Raw genomic sequence first — 19172 nt, 5'->3', positions numbered from 1 at the left:
GAAAATGAGGGCCTGAATATGGATCTGCGCCAGCTTCGCTACTTCGTCGCCGTCGCCCGTGAGCGCAACTTCACCCGCGCCGCCGAGCAGCTGCATATCGCCCAGCCACCCTTGAGCCGGCAGATCCAGCTTCTGGAGGAAGAGCTGGGCGTGCCGCTGATCATCCGCGCGAGCCGTCCGGTCCGGCTGACGGAGGCGGGCCGGTTGTTCTACGAGCAGTCGCTGCAGATTTTGGGGAGAGTCGAGCAGATGGTTGAGGCCACGCGCCGCGTCGGTCTCAACCAGAACCGCGTCCTGTCCATCGGCTTCGTCGCCTCCACGCTCTATGGCGGGCTGCCGACACTCGTGCGCAAGCTGAGGCAGAATGCGCCGGAACTCGATATCCGGCTATTGGAGATGGTGTCGGTGCAGCAGATCGCCGCGCTCAAGGAGGGCCGAATCGATGTCGGCTTCGGCCGGCTTCACCACAGCGATCCCAATGTCGTCGGCATCCTCATGCGCGAAGAGCGCCTCGCCGTGGCGATACCCGAGGGCACGCCGCTAGCCGAAGACACGTCGCCCTTGCCCTTGAATGCGCTCGCCGGCCAGAAGCTGATCGTCTATCCGAAGGAGCCGCGGCCGAGCTATGCCGACCATGTGCTGAGCCTGCTTCATGCCCACGATGTGCGCCCTGCCGAGGTGCATGAAGTGCGGGAGATCCAGAGTGCCCTTGGCCTCGTCGCCTCGGAAGCCGGTCTGTGCATCGTCCCCTCCTCGGCGCGTCAGGTGCGGTCAGACGTCCACTACCGCATGATCGAGGGGGAACGCGCGACCTCTCCTGTCATCCTCAATCACCGGGTCGGCGACAATTCACGCCACATTGAGCTGATCAAGCAGTTGATCGAAGAGATGTATGCGGAAAACCCGCCTTGGCTTGGCCTCGAGCACAATCTGCCATTCCGGCCCTCCTTCGTTAAATGACGGGGTCCGGCACGCACGCGCCATGCGTTCGGTTGCCCGAAGGGTCTGCGCTCTCAGCCCACACATCCAGCACCAACTGCCGAAGCAAAAGCGCCTCCGCCCACCGGTCCGTCGTGTCGTGGCCGTCCCTGTCGGTGATCGCATAGGGTCTGGGGCCGAGCTCGCAGGTCATGACCAGTTCGGCATCGTCGGCGGCACGGGATCGCCAGTGGCGAAAGCCGTAGGCCCACCAGTCGCGGAAGAGATCGACCCAGGGGCGATGCTGCGGAAAGGACATCTCGATCTGGATCTGCTGGCACGAGCCGACGCGGCCGTGGAAGGCCTGGGCGTTGTGGAGGATGCGCCGGACCTGGGCGTGGCTTTCCTCTTCGACCGGAAAGGCAAACTCGCGGCCGACCAGATAGTGCGAGAGATCGGCGAGCAGCGGCAAATCGGGGCGCCGGTCCAGCAGGTCCAGCGTGAACAAGAGGTCGCTGGTGATCCGGTGGCGATGGGTTTCGACATAGACGGCGACACCCGCCCTTTCGGCGAGCCGCATCCATCCGTCCAGAAGCGGCAGGCAATCTTCCACCCGGCGCGGGCGGACGTCCGCCTGCAGGTCGATGTGGCTGACAGGAAATTCGCTCGCCAGTTCCAGGGTCGGGCGCAGGTCCTCGACGCTCCGGGGAAAACAGACTCCCTCGATCTTCAATCCGGTGCCGCGGATCACTTCGTTGAGGCGGACGACGTCATCACGGTTGGTGTAATGCGCGCTGATGCCGTCGAACCCGGCCTCGACGATAACAGCGATGTTTTCCTCGAGACCGCGTTCGCAGCCGTCCGCATGCCGGCGCTCCATCGCCCAGAGCGACTGAAAGACAAGCAACTTCTGCATCAGGCCGCCCGCGCGTTCTTCAGAAGCGCCTTCAGGTTCACGCCGGGATCAGCAAGCGCTGCGGGGTCTGGATTGATACCGGCGGCAATCAGCATCTCGGCGAGCTTGATGTCCCTGGCGACGCTATTGCAGGAACCGAGGCCCGCCGCGGCAAGGAGGCGCCCATCGTCCAGGTAGAACTCCAGCTCGCCGCCGTCGAGTTGGCGGATCACGCTCTGATGCTCCGGCTGCGGCAGGCCCGCGACCTGCAGACCGAGATCGTACTGGTCGGTCCAGAACCAGGGGATTGCGCCAAAAGCTTCCTTTCCGCCGACCATGTTGCGGGCCGCGGTCTCCGCCTGGCTGCGCGCATTGCGCCAGCTCTCGAAGCGAATGTACCCGCCGCCCGGCTGCGCCACCGCGGCGCAGTCACCGGCCGCAAAGATGTTCGGGTCACTGGTGCGAAGAAAACTGTCCGTCAGGACGCCGTTTCCGGTGGCAAGGCCCGCCGCCTCGGCGAGCGCCACATCTGGCAGAACGCCGATCGCCGCGACGACGATATCGGCAGGCACCGCGCTGCCATCGGCGAGGAGAACGGCATCGTCGGTGATCGCGGCCATCCCCTGACCGAGATGAAACGCAACGCCTTCATCCTGATGCCGCGCATGGAGCTTGGCGGCAAAGCGCGGTGGAACCGCGCGTCCGAGCGGCTTAGCCGCCATCTCGATAACGCTGACGGTTATGCCTTTGCCGCGCAGAACGGCCGCGAGCTCCATGCCGATCAGACCACCACCGATGATGGAGATACTTTTTCCCGGGTCGGCGCTGGAGAAGATTGTCGCCGCATCCGCATAGGTGCGAAAGTCGAGCGCGCGCTCAGCCCCAGGGCATGTCAGCCGCCTCGGGCGAGCGCCGGTCGCAAGCAGCAGCTTGTCGTATGTAAGCGTCCGCCCGTCGCTGAAAGCGACAGACCGGGTATCCGGATCGAGGCTCAGGGCCGATACGCCCTGGAGGTAGTCGATGCCGGCAGCCTGGAGCGCCTCGGCGCCGCAGATCGGCTTCATCTGCACCGCGCCGTTGAGCGGCTTCGACAGTGGCGGGCGCTCATAGGGCAGATGCGGTTCCGTGCCGACCAGCGTGACGCTGCCGGTAAAGCCCGATTCACGCAGCGCAAAGGCCGCGCGGGTGCCGGATTCCCCGGCGCCGATGATGACGATGCCATTCATGGCTTGCTCCAAAGATCATAAGTTGGAGCGGGATGCGGGCGGAAAACCGCACGCACTGTTCCTCATCCCGCTCAGGAAAGGTGGCCGGCGCAGGCAGGAGAAATGCGCCGGCCGGGAGGATCAGTTGCGAGTCGCGTAGTCGGCCATGTTCTTGGGCGTGACGAGCTCGAAGGGAACCATCACTTCGCGTTCGACGGCCTTGCCGCGCGCCAGCGCGACGGCAGCATCGAGCGCGCTCGCCGACTGGCCCTTGGCATTCTGGAACACCGTCGCATCGAGATCGCCCGCGGCCATAGCGGCGAGACCATCCTGCGTCGCATCGATGCCGACGACGATCACGTCGTCCATCGACACGCCGGCGGCTTTGAGCGCCTGTATGGCGCCGATCGCCATTTCGTCGTTGTTGGCAAAAACCACGTCGATCGGGCGCCCGGCCGTGATCCAGTTGGTGGTAAGGTCCATCGCGTTGGTGCGCGTCCAAGCGGCGGACTGCTCGTCGGCGATGGTGGCGCCCTTGCAGTCGCCGGCAGCCAGCGTCTCCTTGAACGACAAGGTGCGGTCCCGCGAGGCCTGGTGGGCGAGATCGCCCATCAGGATATAGACCTGCGCGTTACCGGCCTTGCCCTTTTCCTTGAGCAGCGAACAGGCGGCCTCGGCGCCCAGCTTGCCGGAGTCCGTTTCCCGGCTTCCGACATAGGCCTGCTTTACCGGCAACTGGGCGACATTGTCCGGCTGGAGGTTGAGATAGACGAGCGGGATGCCTGCCTTCTCTGCCGCCTCGCTTATCCCTGGAGCGGCGGAGGTGTCGGCGAGCGTGGTGATGATCGCGTCGACGCCCGACGCGATGAAGTTGTTTACCTGGTTGAGCTGCTTGGAGATGTCGGTCTGGGCGTCCTCAATCTGGACATTGACGCCTCCGGTTTCCGATGCTCTGGCGCTGATGCCTTCACGCAGCAGCGTCTGGAAGTTGTTGTCGAAGCTCTGCATCGAGACACCGATCGTCTCCGCCGAGGCAGCACTTCCCATCAAGGCGGCAAGAGCAGCCGCCAGGTACATGGATTTCATGATTTCCTCCCAATGGGTGCCGGATCACCCGAGTGCATTCCGGGGGTCCCACGGACCCGATCAATGCTCGAGTGGTTCGAGCGCGCGGTAAGCGCGGGCCCTAACCGAGGGCCACCCGAACCTCGCCGTCGACGATTTCGGCGGGATAGGTCTTCAGGTTCTCGCAGGCAGGAAGCCTAAGGGCTTCGCCGGTGCGGTAGTCGAAGGCGCCGGAATGCTTGGGACATTCCACTTCGAAGTCCATGACCAGCCCATCGGCGAGATGGATCGCCTCATGGGTGCAGAGACCGGCGGTGCAATAGACGCTGTCATCCGGCCCGCGGTAGACCGCGTAGGTGCGGCCGGCGTGGTCGAAGCGGATCGCCCCTTCCTGCTCGATGTCATCCAGTTTGCAGGCTGGTACCCAGGTGATCACGTTGCTCATTCTGCTGCCTCCCCGATCGTGTTGCGCGCCTTGCGGGCTGCGAGTTTTTCCTTGCGCTTGCGGTAGCGCTCCTGCATCCGCGCCTCGCCTTCTTTGGAGCCGTCGTGCCAGGTGCCGAACCAGCGATCGAGCGGGATCAGGGCGTCGCCATAATTCACCTCGAAATACTTGTGGTGCAGGTAATGCGCATAGGCGTGGCTATCGACGAGTGTCTCTTCGCCGACCTCGACCTTGTCGAAGCCGACATGGCCGGGAATGGCGCCGAAGCCCGCATAGTGAAGTTGGTAGAGCATCAGGATCGGGTTCGACGGCAGCACCAGGTGGTAGAAGGCGGTGCCGAAATAGAGCAGGTGCTCGACCGGATGCATCGACAGCGAGGACCATGGCGACGGGTTCACCGAATTGTGGTGGACCGAATGCACCCACTTGTAGAGCAGCGGCGTGTGGATGAGCCGGTGGATGCAGAAGAAGTGGAACTCGTGGATCACAGGCACGACGAGCGCGACGAAAGCGAGCGTCCAGGGATTTTCCGCGAAGCTCAGCCAAGGCGCATAGCCATTGGCATAGGCCCAGAGCATGGCGACCTCGACGGCGGTCCAGATCGTCACGCCTGAGAGAAAGGTGCGCAGGATGTTGTCGAGGTTCTGGCTCTCGAACCAGAAAGCCTTGCTCTTCTGCTCGGCCGGGAATTTGCCATTGTACTTGAAGCGGTTTTCCTGCCGTTTCAGCACGTAGAGGTGCAGTTCGAAGGCGCCGTAGAAGAGGAAGACGCAGACCGCGTTCACAACGTAGAGCCATGCGATCCAGCCGATGCTCAAAGTCTGCATCGTCTCGATCGGCGGGATTACCCAGGCCCAGTAGGCGACGGCCGAAGCGGCGAAGATCGCGTTCCACGGAAAGAAATAGTGCGGCAGCCACTTCAGGAGCGCCAGCAGTTTGGGCGGAAAGGCAAACAGCGGCGCCGTTTCGATCGGCTGGTTCGGTGCCCAGTCGCCTCGCTTGTTGCGCGTTCCATACTTCAAGTCGTCCATAACGCTCTCCTCCCGGCGGATCGCGGGCGTTCCGCACAAATTCCGATGAAGGAGAGCGCCTTCCGGTTCGCTCGGGACCGCGCTCTCCTTCTTGATAAAAATCTAGCAGGAGGCGTTCTGAACGGCGAAGCCTTGTTTGATCAAATCAGATCAAAGGCTCTCGGCGGTGATGGTGATGAAGCGAATAGGCGCCTTGTCCGGTTCCAGCTCTGAAAGGCCGATCCGGCGCAGCACAAGGTCAAGGGCGCGGCGGGCCTGCGCCTCGGGCGCCTGATCGAGCACGACGTCCATGATGCCGTCGCCGAGAGCCTTGCGCGTATAATCGGTCAACTCATGGCCTACGAAGAAAATCTCCATGCCGCGCGGATGCCGGCGAAGAACATCGATCAGAGCGGCGTTCGCGCCGCCGGCATTGTAGAGCCCGGCCATTTCTGGATACATCTCGAGCGCCGATCGCAGCGCTTCGGCGCCGTAGTGCTCCTCGTCGCGGGTGAAGCCCAGCCACTCGAACCGGCGCTCGCCCGGATGCTCCTGGAAATAGTCTGAAAAGCCGCTGAGGCGATCGCGATGGACCTGATAGATCGGGTGGCAGAGGGCAACAACAGGGCCGCTCCTGCGCGCCATGCGGGCGATGAAGAGTGCCGCCGTTCGTCCGGCCGCGTAGTTGTCGATGCCGACGAATTCGCCCTGCTTCTCGGACGCCCGTGTAACGACATGGATTACCGGCACCCCGCGCGAAACGACGGTCTCGACCGCGGCGCTGATCAGCGGACTGTTGGGCACGGCAAGGATCAGGCCAGCGCGCGGGACCTCGGTCGCAAGAATCCGCCTGGCAATCTCGTCCGGCTTCATCTCCTCGGTGAAGCTGCGTTGCACCACGACAAGCGGATCGAGCGTCTCCGCGATCCTTTCGAACGCTTTGGAGAGCCGGCGATAGAAGGTCGTTTCGGGGCGGACCATCAGCACGTCGATGCGCAAAAGACCGCGATGGGTGTCGGGCAGCGTGCGCGGATAGTTCAGCGTGCGCGCCGCAACAACCACCCTCTCGACCAGTTCGGGGCGAACGCCGCCACGTCCGTTGAGCACCCGCTCGACCGTGGCCGTTCCGACACCCGCCAACTCTGCAATGTCGCGATAGTTCGGCTTGCTCACCCTGGCATCCTCGCCGGATTTCAGATGCGTCTCCACAGCGCCATAGCATGTGTCGCGGCCAGTTCGACAGAGCGCGCCTTGCAATTGCTGTGTTGCCCTCGCCCTAAACCGCCGATGGCCTATATCAACCGGGTATTCGAGATCGGCAGAGGGCTTCCATGACCTATGAGTTGTACTACTGGGACGGCATTCAGGGCCGGGGCGAATTCGTGCGCCTTGCGCTCGAAGACGCCGGCGCCGATTACGTCGACGTTACGCGCGAACGGGGCCGCGGCACTGGCGAAATGATGAAGCTGATGGAAAACACTGCCGAGCCACGCATCCCTTTTGCGCCTCCGTTCTTGAGGGATGGCGACCAGATCATTTCGCATGTGGCCAACATCCTTTTTTACCTCGGCCCGAGGCTCGGGCTCGCGCCCAAGGAGGAGGCGCTGCGCTGGTTCACCAACGGTCTGCAACTCACCATCACCGACTTCATTGCCGAGGTGCACGACACCCACCACCCGATCGCAACCTCGAAATACTACGAGGAGCAGAAGGTGGAGGCGAAGGACCGGGCGATCGAATTCGTCACCAACCGCCTCCCCAAGTTTCTCGGCTACTTCGAACGGGTGCTTGAACAAAACCCCGATGGCAGCGGCCACGCCGTCGGCGACGGCGCAACCTATATCGATCTCTCGCTATTCCAGGTGATCGAAGGGCTTCGCTATGCCTTCCCGAAGGCGATGCGCCATTACGAGCGGCAATACTCCGAGCTTTTGAAGCTGCACGCTTCGGTGAAAGCGAGGCCGAACATCGCCGCCTATCTCGCGTCGCCGCGACGCCTGGCTTTCAACGAGAACGGTATCTTCCGCCGCTACCCGGAGCTGGATATCGAGCCCTGAAGGACAATCCCGCCTGCTCCTTACGCGGCGGCAGACTGTTGCTCGCGAAGAAACCCGGACAGGCGCTGCAGACCCTCGCGAAGAATGCTTTCGCTGTTGGCGTAGCCGATCCTGAGATAGCCCTCCATATCCATTGCGCTGCCAGGCGTCAGCATCACCCCGGTGCGCTCTAACAATCCGAGGCAGAATGCTTCGGAGGTCATCGGCAGATCGTATTTCAGTAGTGCCGTGGTGCCCGAATGCGGCTTGACCCAGGAGATCCGCGGTTCGCTGTCGACCCAGTCCGACAGCACCGCGAGGTTGGTGCGGGTAATGATCCGGCTGCGCGCCAAGATCTTGTGGCGGTTTTCCAGCGCCATTGCCGCGAAGTGATCGTCCAGCATGCCGACGCTGATCGTGTTGTAATCGCGGTGGATCGAAACGGCATGGATCAGTTCGGGTGGCGCGACGATCCAGCCGAGCCGCAGGCCGGCGAGCGAAAACGTCTTCGACATGCCGCCGGTGCTGACGCCCTTTTCGTAGAGGTCTGCGATCGATGCCGTCAAACCGTCGCCCTCTTGATCCGTGCCGCGATAAACCTCGTCGCAGAGGATCCATGCGCCGCAGCCGCGCGCGATACCGACGATCTTTTCGAGGTAGCCGCAATCCATCAGCGCGCCGGTCGGGTTGTTCGGATTGTTGATGGCGATCAGCTTCGTGCCGGGGATAGCGAGCCGCTGCAACTGCTCGAGATCAGGCAGGAAACCGGTCTCCTCCGTCAGTTTCAGGATCTGCGTATCGGCGCCATAGCTTTCCGGGATCGAATAGTGCTGCTGGTAGGTCGGCAGCACCGAAATCACCCGGTCGCCCGGTTCGACGAGAGTCTCATGCACCAGTGCATTGGCGCCGATCGCACCATGCGTGGTGACGACGTTTTCGATCGCCTGTTTCGCATAGAGGCTTGCGATCTGCCCGCGCAGCCGTTCGGAACCCTCGATGGCGCCATAGGTCAGCTTCAGCGGCAGCAGTTCGGCAAGGATCGTGTCCGTCTTGCCCGCCATTTCCAACAATTCCGCCACGGTCAGCGATTCAACGCAGGTCTCGGCGAGATTCCATTCGCAATGGTTCTCGTAGCGGTTCATCCAGATTTCGACGCCGAAGTCGCGGATTTTCATGTCAGTGACCTTTCGAATGTTGGGCTATGGCTGCGAGTAAGCCGGACCTGTCGGCGACGTTGAGAATTGTCGCTTGCTGTGACATGAAGCCCTTCCTGTTGGCACAGCTGCGCATGTGGCCTCCGTCGCGGTCGGAGGCACCAGAAATGGCTGGCCGTTGATGGTCGATCCGTATAGAAGAACGATATGAGCAATATATTGCACAGTCAAGATCGATCCGACGTGCTGACCCATGTCGCGGACAATCTCCGGCGCATCCGCATGGCGGCGGGACTGAGCCAGACGGCACTCGCCAAAGCCTCCGGCATCAGCCGCCGCATGATCGTCGCAGTCGAAGGCGCTGACGCCAACATCAGCCTCTCCAGCCTCGACAAGCTGGCGGCTGCGATGAATGTCGGCTTCGTCGATCTCGTCAGGGACCCGTCTCGCCAATCCCGCGACAACATCGACGCTGTGACCTGGCGCGGCCAACAGGCAGAGAGCGAAGCGCGGCTGCTCGCTTCTGCCCCTGCTACGTCCGAAGCCCAGATGTGGCTCTGGTCGCTCGCCCCAGGCGAGCGCTATGACGCCGAGCCCGACCCGCAAGGGTGGCACGAAATGCTGTTCGTAACGGAAGGCACCTTGACGCTTGAGGTCGCTGGCGTGCGCAAGCGATACGCCAGCGGTACCTTCGCGGTCTATAGCTCCGCCCAGGCCTATGCCTACATCAATGACGGTGGCGAAGTCGTGCGGTTCGTCCGCAACGTCATTTCCTAACTCACCGGTAGCCGCCTAACAGACACAGCCCGGCGGGCAAGAGCCGGAGGGGACACCGCTCCACACGACAACGTGAAGGCACCGGCTCACCAATCGCGGAAGCTCGGTCCGGCGCGCGCTTGATACGCGCAGACCCGAATGGAAGGATGCCCGGCACTCGGCGAGTGAGCGACGGGGATCTGCATGCTTCTGAAAGTCGAACCACCGGACGGCTGGATGAGCCAGGACGGCCGTGTCCTGTTCGATACCGAGCGTGAGGCCGAACGCTTCGCCGCCAATGCGCGGCTCGCCTTCTCGCTGGCGATCGCCGCCTTGATGCTGGCGCTCTCGATCATCGTCGGGCGCTGGGGTCGGCCAGCGGCTGCAGGCCGAATCCCGCCACCTCGGCGCATCGATCGTCGTTTCGGCGGAAGCCTTCGCGGCAGGAAAGATCGACGAAGCCGGATCAGACAGGTGGGTGCGCCACAACGGCGTGCGTCTGCGCGGGCGCAGAGAAACCATCGACGCCTACGCCTACAAGTGATCCGGCTTCGAAACCCTCGCTATTCGACGTAGTTCCAGGGGATGAAGCGATAGAGCGTCTCGTCCTGGGCCACGTGGCCGACACCGGGGAACGGCAGGTGAGCGCCGGCGACGAGGTAGCGGCCATCGGCTGCATCTGCCAGTGCCACCGCACGGGTCGCGGCCGCCGCTGTTCCATCGACGTCGAAGCTGACGAAGACGTCGGGAGCGTCGAACTGGACGTGGTCGCCATGGATCACGTCACCCCAGAAGACCAGACGCTGGCCGTCATCGGCTTGGAGCACGATCGAGGAATGTCCGGGCGTATGCCCCGCTCGCAGGATCGATCCGAGGTTCGGCAACACGTCCGCATTGTCGGCGAAACGCTTTACTTTTCCGGCGGCGATATAGGGAGCCACAGCGTCATGGGCGCGCTGGAAGTCGGTCTTCTGCGCCTCCGTCATCGTCGTCACGCCCTCGCGCTCGATCCAGTAACGATACTCGCGGTCGGCGAGATGGATTTCGGCATTCGGAAACTGGGGCTTGCCGTCGACGGTAAGGCCGCCGGAGTGATCGGCATGCACGTGGGTCAAAACAACGGCGTCGACCTGGTCGGGCCGGTAGCCGGAGGCCGTGAGATGGCGGATGAGCTTGCCGGCAGCGGCGCCGAGTAATGTGCCCGACCCCGCATCGATCAGCGCCAGGCGCTCGCCGTCGTTTACCAGATAGGCGTTGATCGACAAATGCGGCTCCTTGCCGAGGAAGGCCTCGTCGAGCCTGCGCTGCAGTTCGCCCTCGGGCTCGTTCTGATAGATCTTCGCCATGGGCAGTGCCAGCGTGCCGTCCGAAAGCGCGGTGACTTCAAACTTTCCGAAACGAAAGCGGTAGTAACCGGCATTGGCGACGGTCGAGAACGGCGCGGCGGAAAAGGCAAACCGCGGTGCGAGCGGCAACAGGGCCGTGGCGGCGAGAAGGCCAAGGGCTTGTCTGCGAGTGGTCATGATCGGCTCCTTCGATTGGATGCGACGAAGCTATCAATTCAACTCTCCGTCGATTATCCTGCGATCATGGAAGTGATTGTTCCGGAAACGCATGAAATCCCCCCAGTCTCCCGATCTCAATAACCTCAGGATCTTCCTCGAGGTCGCCCGCACCGAGAGTTTCTCAGCCGCAGCACTTCGCCTGCACCTTCCGCCAAGCACGGTTAGCCGGCGCTTGGCTGAGCTTGAAACCGCGCTTGGCGTCGCGCTGCTGCTGCGCTCCACGCGCCGGGTCTCCCTGACCGAGGCGGGCAAGCACCTGCTCGAGTCGATCGGCGGGGCCGTAGAGCTCATCGATCGCGGCATTGCGGGTTTCCGGCCCGCCGATGGCGCCGCCCGCGGGCGACTGCGGGTCGCCACATCCGTCGCCTTTGCCCGCACCTTCCTGCCGCCGATCCTGAAGCGCTATGCGGAGCTTTGCCCGGAGGTTCAGGTCGATCTGCAGACGGCACACAACAATGTCGATCTGATCGGAGAAAGCGTCGATGTGGCGCTGAGAATGGGCGAGCCGGTCGACAGCGAGATGATCTACCGAAAGATCGGAACAATCGAACAGCGGCTCTATGCCGCCCCGGCCTACTGCGACGGGTTATCCCTCTCGTCACCCGAGGACCTGATGCATGTCGCGCTGGTGGCGCACCGGACCCGCATGCGGCGGGAGCTGGCCCACTGGGTGCTCTCCGACGGCAACCGGCATTTCACGCTTGAGCGCCCACCCTCGATCGTCGTCGACGATCCGGCGATCGGAGAGCGCCTGATCGCCGAGGGTCTCGGCATCGGTATGCTGAGCGACGCGCTCGCCGCCGATGGTGTCACCACCGGGCGGCTCGTTCCGGTCCTTGCCGAATGGTCCGGACCAGCCACACACCTCTACTATCTCTACCATCAGCAGCTGGGTGATCTGCCGAAAGTGGCAGAATTCCTGAGGGCGGTGCGCGAAACGTTCCGGGTCCGGAGCGAGTGACCTCGCGGCCAAAGCCTGTCGCGCAAAAGTGCGCTGCGATTTTGCGACAACGACATGCGAAATATCAAGAACTTAAAGCGCAAGGAGCGAATCTGAAAGATCGCGACGCGCTTTAGGGCTGGATCTCTTCGATCGAATCCACCTTGTCGGGATAGAATGCCAACCGATCTTTGATGGCGGCCACCGCCGCATGCGGGCTTTCATAGGTCCAGACGGCGTTCCTCGACCGCTCTCCGCCGGATGGGATGCTGAAATAGGAAGCATCGCCCTTGTATGGGCAGTGGGACGAATGATCCGTGCGCGCCAGCAACGACATGTCGGCATCCTTGCGCGGAATGTACTGCACCGCCGGGTAGGATGCCTCGCGCAAAGTCAGCGCATCGCGGGTGTCGGCGATAACGCGCCCACCGAGGGTGACGACGACACGCGCCGGATTTCTCTCGACTGTGATCGGATGATCGGGGCCGGGAATCTTGATCGGTTTGTCTGACATGAGCGACCGCCTCTGAAACGTTGCTCATGTCTAGATGGTAGACTTACTGTCGAATTCCAACCGCTCACGCCAAAAGCGCCTGCGACGCCTGACCAAGGACGGGCGAACAGGGCGGCTTTTTCCGCGGGCGCCGCGGTTCGTCTTCAGATATTCGCCACCGGCGAACTGATCGCTGCGGCAGGCTCTGCCTCGGCGGCAGGCGGATTGCTCTCATCCAGCAGCTTGCGCACCTCCATCACGCCCTTTGCCGTATCCGACCAGCTGTGTCTCCAGACGAGAAGTCCCACCGAGCCGATGATGGCGACGAGAAACGCAATCGGGCCCAAGAACCAGAGGGCCGCGGCAACGGTGAAGTAGTAGGAGCGAACGCCCTGGCTGAATGAGCGAAGTGCCGGATTGATCATCAGCGACAAGGCGTGGGTCCATGCGGCGATGTCTCGGGCTTCGTCCCGCGACGGACTGGCTCCGATCGCCGCAAGGCAGTAGTTGATCTGCCGGACCGCCCAGATGAACTCGGAAAGCCCCCGCAGCAATGTCGCCATGACGAGCAGCACCTTGCACTGGAATAGCCACAGCGGTTCGATCGGCGCGAACATCGAAATGATCCCCGCCTGAAGACCTGCCGTCGGCTGGATGAAAAGCGCACTGCTCATGGCGACGATGACGATGAGATTGGCCGAACCGAAAAACGAGGCTGAGTTGATCGTGTGACCGAGGATGGCGGCATCGCCGATGAAATTGGTATCCCGTGTCAGGACCTCGCGCATCCAGGCCCGCCTGATACGCACCATGTCGAGCATCAGGCTGTCTGTCCGGCGCGGCCAGCCAAGCGCCATCATCGGCTCCAATCCCACCCAGGTTACGAGGAACAGGATAATCGCAATCCAATCCAGTATCTGCACGGCCAGCCTCCCACCATACCCGCTGCTAATTGAAACAGGTGGGACGGGCACGTCAACGCGCTCGCGAGCGGTGGCGCGATCGAACCATCCGCACTGGTCTAAGTTTGAGGGCGGCGGATGTGCTGGGTCACACCGATCGAGGGCTGGTTACCATTTCACCCCCAGGCCGATATTACCTTCGAGCACGTCGATCTTTTCCCCACCGAGATTGGTGGTGTAGTCAGCCTTCACATAGAGGCTTGTGGTCTCCGACAGCTTTGCGACAAGACCGCCGCCGAGTTCCAGCGCCGTTCCGCCCCCCTCTGTCACGATCGGGTCCGCGCCGAAGGTCACGCGCTGATCAGCGTCGAAACTGTGCCAGACGTCTCGGCAATCACTTCGCCTTGCAGGCGGAAGCTCAACCGTCCGGTCACCGCGTCGTCGCTGTCGAACTTGACGGTCGAGAACGCATCGCGCTGATCGTCAAGCGTCAGATGCTGCCAGATGATCTGCGCCTGCGGCTCCAGCGTCCAGTTTTCCCCGAGTGCGATCGGATAACCGCCTTCGAGCGAGGCCGTGATGCCGGTACCATCGACCTCGACACCGCTGCCGCCGACCGACCGGGCGTCGCCGTCAAACCAGCTGCCCATCAGAATTGCGTCGAGATACCAGCCGCCGGGACCGATATGGGTCCAGTAGCCACCAAAGCTGTTTGCCCTGACGTCGATCTCGCCGACATGCAGATTGTTCCAGCCGACCGCCTGCCCGGCGATGTCGCCATCGGCACGCGCGTGGCTGAAGAATACGCCGACGCGGTCGTGATGGCCTTGCGCCGACTCCCAACCGAAGAGATCCTGGCCGATCTGAAAGCCTAGGATATTGCCGTCGAAGCTGGGATCGACAGTTCCCTTCCAGTCCAGTTCCGTCTTTTGGCCGAAGACATGGCCCCAGCTTGCCGTCAGGGTGCCCACCCTGTCGAGCAGCGATTGTTCGCCACGCCGTTCATGGAAGGTGCCAAGGGTCGAAAGCGCCAGATATTCGGCAAACGGTCACCTCGTCTTGCGATCGCTTTGACGGCTAGGACCCGGCCGGCGGCCAGTCGGGCGTGCGGGAGAGCGGAAGTACTTGCACAGAGCGGAACTCGCGCGGGCCGCCGATTGACATCTTCTGTATCCTGGATACAATTTGCCTCGATCTTGGGAGGGATCGATGAACCAATCCTTCGAATGGCGAAGCCAATCGCGCCTTCTTGACGAAGTAGCTCAGGCACTTCGCGAACGCATCTATGCCGGCGTCTATGCGCCGGGCGCGACGCTGCGCCAGGAGCGGATCGCCGCCGAATTCGGAATCAGCCGTACGCCGCTGCGCGAAGCCTTGCGGGTGCTCGAGCGCGACGGGCTGGTGGTCAACAAGCCGGGCAGCGGTGTCAGGGTCGCAACCGCAGACCTGCCGAAGCTTCTGGACGCCTATGCCGTGCGCGAAGCGATGGACGGCGTGGCTGCCCGCAACGCCGCCGAGCGCGCCACCACCGCCGAGATCAAGGATCTGGCAAAGCAGGTGGAGCGCCAGCGCAAGACTGTCGAGAACTGGGATCCCGCCGCCTACACCCAGTCCAACGTGATCTTTCACGAGGCGATCGTCGCCGCCTCGCGCAACACATCGCTCGCACCGCTCGGACCGCTTCTGCGTATGACCTCGCAGGTCTTTGCGCCCGCCTTTTCGCTGTCCAGCGAACGCGCGAGCACCGCGGTCGCCGAGCACGGGCTGATCGTCGAGGCGATCGCGGCACGAAACCTCGACGAGGCCGAGAAGCTGGCACGCGCCCATATCAACGCGACGGCAACGAGATTGAAAGCGCTCCTTGAGGCGCGCGAGACTGACAAAGAGGCATGACGTGAAGACCTACGGCAATTTCATCGCGAACAACTGGCAGGACGCAGCGGGCGGCGAATTCATCACTGTCCGGGATCCCTCAAACGGCCAGGAGTTCGCGCGCATCGCCCGGGGGACCCGGGACGACATCGACCTCGCAGTGCGCTCCGCGCGCGCGGCTCTCTCCGGTGACTGGGGTCGGATGACGCCGACCGAGCGCGGCCGGGTATTGACCCGGATATCGGCTGCAGTGCTGCGCAACATCGATCTTCTGACCGAGCTCGAGGCGCGCGATGTCGGCAAACCCGTGACGCAGGCGCGCGCCGACGTCGTGGCGCTTGCCCGTTACCTTGAATTCTACGGCGGCGCCGCCGACAAGGTGCACGGCGATACCATCCCGTATCAGAACGGTTTCACCGTTCTGACGGTCTATGAGCCGCATGGGGTGACGGGCCACATCATTCCCTGGAACTACCCGATGCAGATCCTCGGCCGCAGCCTCGGTGCAGCACTTGCCATGGGCAACGCGGCCGTGGTCAAGCCGGCCGAAGAGGCGTGCCTGACGATCCTCGAATTTGCCCGCATCGCCGAAGAAGAAGGCTTGCCGTCGGGCGCGCTCAACATCGTCACCGGTTTCGGCTCGGAGGCAGGCGCCGCGCTTTCCGAACATCCTGACGTCAACCACATCTCCTTTACCGGTTCGGTCCGGACAGGCGAAATGGTGCAGGCGGCAGCCGCGAAGAACGCGGTGCCGGTGACGCTGGAACTCGGCGGCAAGTCGGCCCAGATCGTCTTCGCCGATGCGGACCTCGATCGCGCCGTTCCCTTCCTGGTGAACGCCGGCATCCAGAATGCCGGCCAGACCTGCTCGGCCTCCTCGCGCATCCTCGTGGAACGAGCCGTCTACGAGGAGGTTGTCGCGCGCATGAGCGAACGGTACCGCGCGCTGAAGGTCGGCCCGGCGGGCGCCGATCTCTCCGTCGGCCCGGTCGTCTCGCAGCGGCAAAAGGCCATCATCGAAGGCTTCCTCGCCGATGCCGCAAAGGATGGCCTGAAAGTGGCGGCGCACGGCGAGATCGTTGCCGATGCGCCCACCGAGGGCGCCTATGTCGCGCCGACGCTTTTGCGCGACGTGCCGCACGACCATCGCACGGTACAGGAAGAAATCTTCGGCCCGGTGCAGGTGATCATGCCGTTCGACGGCGAGGACGAAGCCATCCGGCTCGCCAACGGCACCGCCTATGGCCTCGTCTGCGGCGTCTGGACCAATGACGGCGGTAGGCAGTTGCGGATGGCGCGTGCCGTTCACGCCGGCCAGGTCTTCATCAACAATTACGGCGCCGGCGGTGGCGTCGAGCTGCCTTTCGGCGGCGTCAAGAAATCCGGCCATGGCCGCGAGAAGGGCTTTGAGGCCCTCTACGGGTTTGCCAGCATGAAAACCATTTCTGTCTACCACGGCTAGAGCCGGATGAGGAAAAGTGTGCGCGGTTTTCCGCCCGCATCCCGCTCTAACCCTTGATCTAAGTCCCCTCGGGAGGAACAACAAAATGTCACTGGAAGGTAAAGTCGCTCTTATCACCGGCGCGGGCTCCGGCTTCGGTGAGGGCATTGCGAAGCGCTTCATCGAAGGCGGCGCCAAGGTCATCGTCGTCGATCGCGATGCCAAGGGCGCCAAGCGCGTGGCGAACGAACTCGGCGGCAATGCCTTTGCCGTGGTCGCTGATATTGCCAAACAAGCGGATGTCGAGGCAGCCGTTGCTGCAGGCCTCGAGAAATTCGGACGCGTCGATATCCTGATCAACAATGCCGGCATCGGCCACAAGCCGCAGAACGCCGAACTGGTCGAGCCGGATGAGTTCGACCGGATCCTCGGCGTCAACGTGCGCGGCGTCTACCTGATGACGCGGGCGCTGCTGCCGCACATGAAGGAAAACAAGTCGGGCGTGATCGTCAACATCGCGTCGACCGGCGCCAACCGGCCGCGGCCGAACCTTGCCTGGTACAATGCGACCAAGGGCTGGGTGGTCTCCGCCACCAAGGCGCTGGCGATCGAGCTCGCGCCGTTCAACATCCGCGTCGTCGCGCTCAATCCGGTCGCCGGCGAAACGCCGCTGCTTTCGACCTTCATGGGCGAGGACACCGAGGAAATCCGCAAGAAGTTCCGCGACTCCATTCCGCTCGGGCGCCTGTTGAAGCCCGAGGATCTCGCCGAAGCCGCCGCCTTCGTCGCCTCGCCGCAGGCATCGATGATCACTGGCGTCGCGCTCGACGTCGACGGCGGCCGATCGATCTGATTGCTTCGATCTGACTACTGGGACCATAAACAACGAAACCGCAAAGCGGGGGAACTATGCTGAATTTGACGAAATGGGCACTTGCCTCATGCTTCATCGCCGCGTCGCTGACGACGGCGATGGCCAAGGATACGATCACCGTCGGCCAGGTGCTGGAGCCGCCGGGCCTCGACCCGACCGCCGGTGCCGCCGCACCGATCCGCTACATCACCTACGGCAACCTTTTCGAAGGTCTCGTGCGTGTTGTCGAGGATGGCAGCGTCAAGCCGCTGCTCGCCGAGAGCTGGACGGTCTCCGACGACCAGAAGACCTACAGCTTCAAGCTTCGCCAGGGCGTCAAGTTCCACGACGGCACGCCGTTCGACTGCTCGGTCGTCAAGTTCTCCTATGAACGCGCGGTCGGGGCCGATTCGACCAACGCGCAGAAAGGCCTGTTCGAGCCGATCGAAAAGACCGAATGCCCGGACCCGGCGACGGCGGTCGTGACGCTGAAGCGTCCGGCCTCCAATTTCCTCTTCAACATGGCCTGGGGCGATGCGGTCATGATCGCGCCGGCGGCGGCGGCGGACAACAAGACCAAGCCTGTCGGCACCGGCCCGTTCAAATTCAAGGAGTGGGCGAAGGGCGACAAGGTGGTGCTCGAAAAGAACGCCGACTATTGGGGTGAACCGGCCAAGCTCAGCGAAGTGACCTTCAAGTTCATCAGCGATCCCTCGGCTGCCGCTGCCGCCGTTCTCGCCGGCAATGTCGATGCCTTCCCGATGTTCCAGGCCGCAGAACTGGTCAGCCAGTTCCAGAGCGATCCGAACCTGCAGGTCGAGGTCGGCAGCACATCGGGCAAGGTGGTGCTCGCGCTCAACAATGCGCGCAAACCCTTCGACGACGTGCGGGTCCGCCAGGCGCTTGCCCACGCGATCGACCGCAGGGCACTGGTCGAGGGCACCTATTCGGGCTTCGGAACGACGATCGGTTCGCACTATTCGCCTGTCGAACCCGGCTATGTCGATCTCAACGAAACCTACCCCTATGACCCCGGCAAGGCGCAGCAGCTGTTGCAAGAAGCGGGAGTCCAAGGCCTTGAGATCACCATCATGCTGCCGCCGCCGGCCTATGCCCGGCGTGGCGGCGAGATCATCGCGGCGATGCTGAGCGAAGTCGGCGTCAAGGTGAACCTCGTGCCGATCGAATTCGCGCAGTGGCTCGACCAGGTGTTCAAGAACTCGGACTTCGACGCGACGATCATCGCCCATGCCGAGGCCCGCGACCTCGATATCTATGCGCGCGACAAGTACTACTTCAACTACCAGAACCCCGAGTACAAGGCGCTCTACAAGTCCTTCACGCTCGCTTCGACCGAAGCCGAGCAGCTGGACCTCGCAGGCCAGCTCCAGCGCAAGCTGGCGGCCGACGAGCCGAACGTCTTCCTCTACGCGTTGCCGAAGATCGGCGTCTGGAACAAGAAGGTGAAGGGTCTCTGGAAGAACATGCCGGTTCCGGCCGACGACCAGACCCAGACCTATTGGGAAAACTGAGGATTGGCATCCGCCCCTTTGACGAGGGGCGGAGGCAGATCACGCGTTGACCGGCACACCCGGCGCCGGTCAACGCTCGCTCTTTCCGGG

Annotated in this window: 20 protein-coding genes and 1 pseudogene; 9 read left to right on the top strand and 12 right to left on the bottom strand. The window is 63.0% G+C overall.

The window, feature by feature from the left end; all coding sequences use genetic code 11:
- Positions 1-18: 18 nt before the first annotated feature.
- Positions 19-960: a LysR family transcriptional regulator gene (locus ACN9MO_RS27865; protein WP_057251970.1), complete on the top strand. Its 942-nt coding sequence runs from the start codon at positions 19-21 to the stop codon at positions 958-960.
- Here the strand turns inward: ACN9MO_RS27865 and ACN9MO_RS27860 are convergent.
- The 6 genes from ACN9MO_RS27860 to ACN9MO_RS27835 all read right to left on the bottom strand — a co-directional run bounded on the left by ACN9MO_RS27860 (position 953) and on the right by ACN9MO_RS27835 (position 6711).
- On the bottom strand, positions 953-1834 hold the full coding sequence (locus ACN9MO_RS27860) for a sugar phosphate isomerase/epimerase (protein ID WP_113132937.1): 882 nt from the start codon (positions 1832-1834) through the stop codon (positions 953-955). The two genes, ACN9MO_RS27865 and ACN9MO_RS27860, sit on opposite strands and share 8 nt — an antisense overlap.
- Positions 1834-3039 carry an NAD(P)/FAD-dependent oxidoreductase gene (locus ACN9MO_RS27855; protein ID WP_057251972.1) on the bottom strand — a complete coding sequence of 402 codons (1206 nt, stop codon included), beginning with the start codon at positions 3037-3039 and terminating at the stop codon, positions 1834-1836. Before ACN9MO_RS27855 ends, ACN9MO_RS27860 begins: the two co-directional genes overlap by 1 nt.
- A 120-nt stretch (positions 3040-3159) precedes the next feature.
- Positions 3160-4104 carry a substrate-binding domain-containing protein gene (locus tag ACN9MO_RS27850; protein ID WP_113132936.1) on the bottom strand — a complete coding sequence of 315 codons (945 nt, stop codon included), beginning with the start codon at positions 4102-4104 and terminating at the stop codon, positions 3160-3162.
- Positions 4105-4204: 100 nt separating this feature from the next.
- A complete protein-coding gene (locus ACN9MO_RS27845; RefSeq protein WP_058322965.1) occupies positions 4205-4516 on the bottom strand; it encodes a MocE family 2Fe-2S type ferredoxin in 312 nt (103 codons plus the stop codon).
- Positions 4517-4524: 8 nt separating this feature from the next.
- The gene (locus tag ACN9MO_RS27840) at positions 4525-5559 is read right to left on the bottom strand and encodes a sterol desaturase family protein (RefSeq protein ID WP_112996301.1); all 1035 of its coding nucleotides are present in this window, start codon (positions 5557-5559) and stop codon (positions 4525-4527) included.
- Between the two features lie 150 nt (positions 5560-5709).
- Positions 5710-6711, bottom strand: coding sequence for a LacI family DNA-binding transcriptional regulator (locus ACN9MO_RS27835; RefSeq protein WP_057252120.1), 1002 nt, complete (start codon positions 6709-6711; stop codon positions 5710-5712).
- Positions 6712-6869: 158 nt separating this feature from the next.
- Here ACN9MO_RS27835 and ACN9MO_RS27830 point away from each other — a divergent pair, with 158 nt between their 5' ends.
- Positions 6870-7595 (top strand): glutathione S-transferase, encoded by a 726-nt coding sequence (locus ACN9MO_RS27830; protein ID WP_113132935.1) that lies wholly within the window; start codon positions 6870-6872, stop codon positions 7593-7595.
- A gap of 20 nt (positions 7596-7615) precedes the next feature.
- Here ACN9MO_RS27830 and ACN9MO_RS27825 read toward each other — a convergent pair whose 3' ends face one another.
- Positions 7616-8749 carry an aminotransferase gene (locus tag ACN9MO_RS27825; protein ID WP_113132934.1) on the bottom strand — a complete coding sequence of 378 codons (1134 nt, stop codon included), beginning with the start codon at positions 8747-8749 and terminating at the stop codon, positions 7616-7618.
- A 186-nt stretch (positions 8750-8935) separates the two neighbouring features.
- Here ACN9MO_RS27825 and ACN9MO_RS27820 point away from each other — a divergent pair, with 186 nt between their 5' ends.
- Both ACN9MO_RS27820 and ACN9MO_RS27815 read left to right on the top strand, forming a co-directional pair.
- Complete coding sequence (locus ACN9MO_RS27820) at positions 8936-9505, top strand: helix-turn-helix domain-containing protein (protein ID WP_057251977.1); 570 nt, start codon at positions 8936-8938, stop codon at positions 9503-9505.
- Positions 9506-9688: 183 nt separating this feature from the next.
- Positions 9689-10060, top strand: a complete 372-nt coding sequence (locus ACN9MO_RS27815; protein ID WP_057251978.1) for a hypothetical protein — start codon at positions 9689-9691, stop codon at positions 10058-10060.
- Here the strand turns inward: ACN9MO_RS27815 and ACN9MO_RS27810 are convergent.
- The gene (locus ACN9MO_RS27810; RefSeq protein WP_057251979.1) at positions 10048-11007 is read right to left on the bottom strand and encodes an MBL fold metallo-hydrolase; all 960 of its coding nucleotides are present in this window, start codon (positions 11005-11007) and stop codon (positions 10048-10050) included. The two genes, ACN9MO_RS27815 and ACN9MO_RS27810, sit on opposite strands and share 13 nt — an antisense overlap.
- A 91-nt stretch (positions 11008-11098) precedes the next feature.
- Between ACN9MO_RS27810 and ACN9MO_RS27805 the strand changes: the two genes are divergently transcribed.
- Entirely contained in the window at positions 11099-12010 is a 912-nt protein-coding gene (locus ACN9MO_RS27805) for a LysR family transcriptional regulator (protein ID WP_057251980.1), read from the top strand.
- Between the two features lie 112 nt (positions 12011-12122).
- On the opposite strand, the gene ACN9MO_RS27800 is transcribed toward ACN9MO_RS27805, so the two are convergent.
- From ACN9MO_RS27800 to ACN9MO_RS27785, 4 genes and pseudogenes are all read right to left on the bottom strand, one after another.
- Positions 12123-12503, bottom strand: coding sequence for a DUF427 domain-containing protein (locus tag ACN9MO_RS27800; RefSeq protein WP_057251981.1), 381 nt, complete (start codon positions 12501-12503; stop codon positions 12123-12125).
- Positions 12504-12715: 212 nt separating this feature from the next.
- Positions 12716-13405: pseudogene (locus ACN9MO_RS27795) on the bottom strand (DUF599 domain-containing protein); the annotation flags it as partial.
- Between the two features lie 147 nt (positions 13406-13552).
- Positions 13553-13714, bottom strand: coding sequence for an autotransporter outer membrane beta-barrel domain-containing protein (locus tag ACN9MO_RS27790; RefSeq protein ID WP_244495656.1), 162 nt, complete (start codon positions 13712-13714; stop codon positions 13553-13555).
- A gap of 20 nt (positions 13715-13734) precedes the next feature.
- Positions 13735-14367 (bottom strand): autotransporter outer membrane beta-barrel domain-containing protein, encoded by a 633-nt coding sequence (locus ACN9MO_RS27785; RefSeq protein WP_244495660.1) that lies wholly within the window; start codon positions 14365-14367, stop codon positions 13735-13737.
- Between the two features lie 226 nt (positions 14368-14593).
- Here ACN9MO_RS27785 and ACN9MO_RS27780 point away from each other — a divergent pair, with 226 nt between their 5' ends.
- The 4 genes from ACN9MO_RS27780 (at position 14594) to ACN9MO_RS27765 (ending at position 19082) form a co-directional block, all read left to right on the top strand.
- Positions 14594-15277, top strand: a complete 684-nt coding sequence (locus ACN9MO_RS27780) for a GntR family transcriptional regulator (protein ID WP_057251983.1) — start codon at positions 14594-14596, stop codon at positions 15275-15277.
- A 1-nt stretch (position 15278) separates the two neighbouring features.
- Entirely contained in the window at positions 15279-16718 is a 1440-nt protein-coding gene (locus tag ACN9MO_RS27775) for an aldehyde dehydrogenase family protein (RefSeq protein ID WP_093233362.1), read from the top strand.
- An 85-nt stretch (positions 16719-16803) separates the two neighbouring features.
- Positions 16804-17550 carry an SDR family oxidoreductase gene (locus tag ACN9MO_RS27770; RefSeq protein ID WP_057251985.1) on the top strand — a complete coding sequence of 249 codons (747 nt, stop codon included), beginning with the start codon at positions 16804-16806 and terminating at the stop codon, positions 17548-17550.
- A 56-nt stretch (positions 17551-17606) separates the two neighbouring features.
- Entirely contained in the window at positions 17607-19082 is a 1476-nt protein-coding gene (locus ACN9MO_RS27765) for an ABC transporter substrate-binding protein (protein WP_057251986.1), read from the top strand.
- Positions 19083-19172 lie beyond the last annotated feature (90 nt).

The organism is Ensifer sp. R-19, from assembly GCF_049905105.1.
In the GTDB taxonomy this organism is placed as follows: Bacteria; Pseudomonadota; Alphaproteobacteria; order Rhizobiales; family Rhizobiaceae; genus Ensifer.
This window is presented reverse-complemented; position numbering and strand designations above follow the sequence as displayed.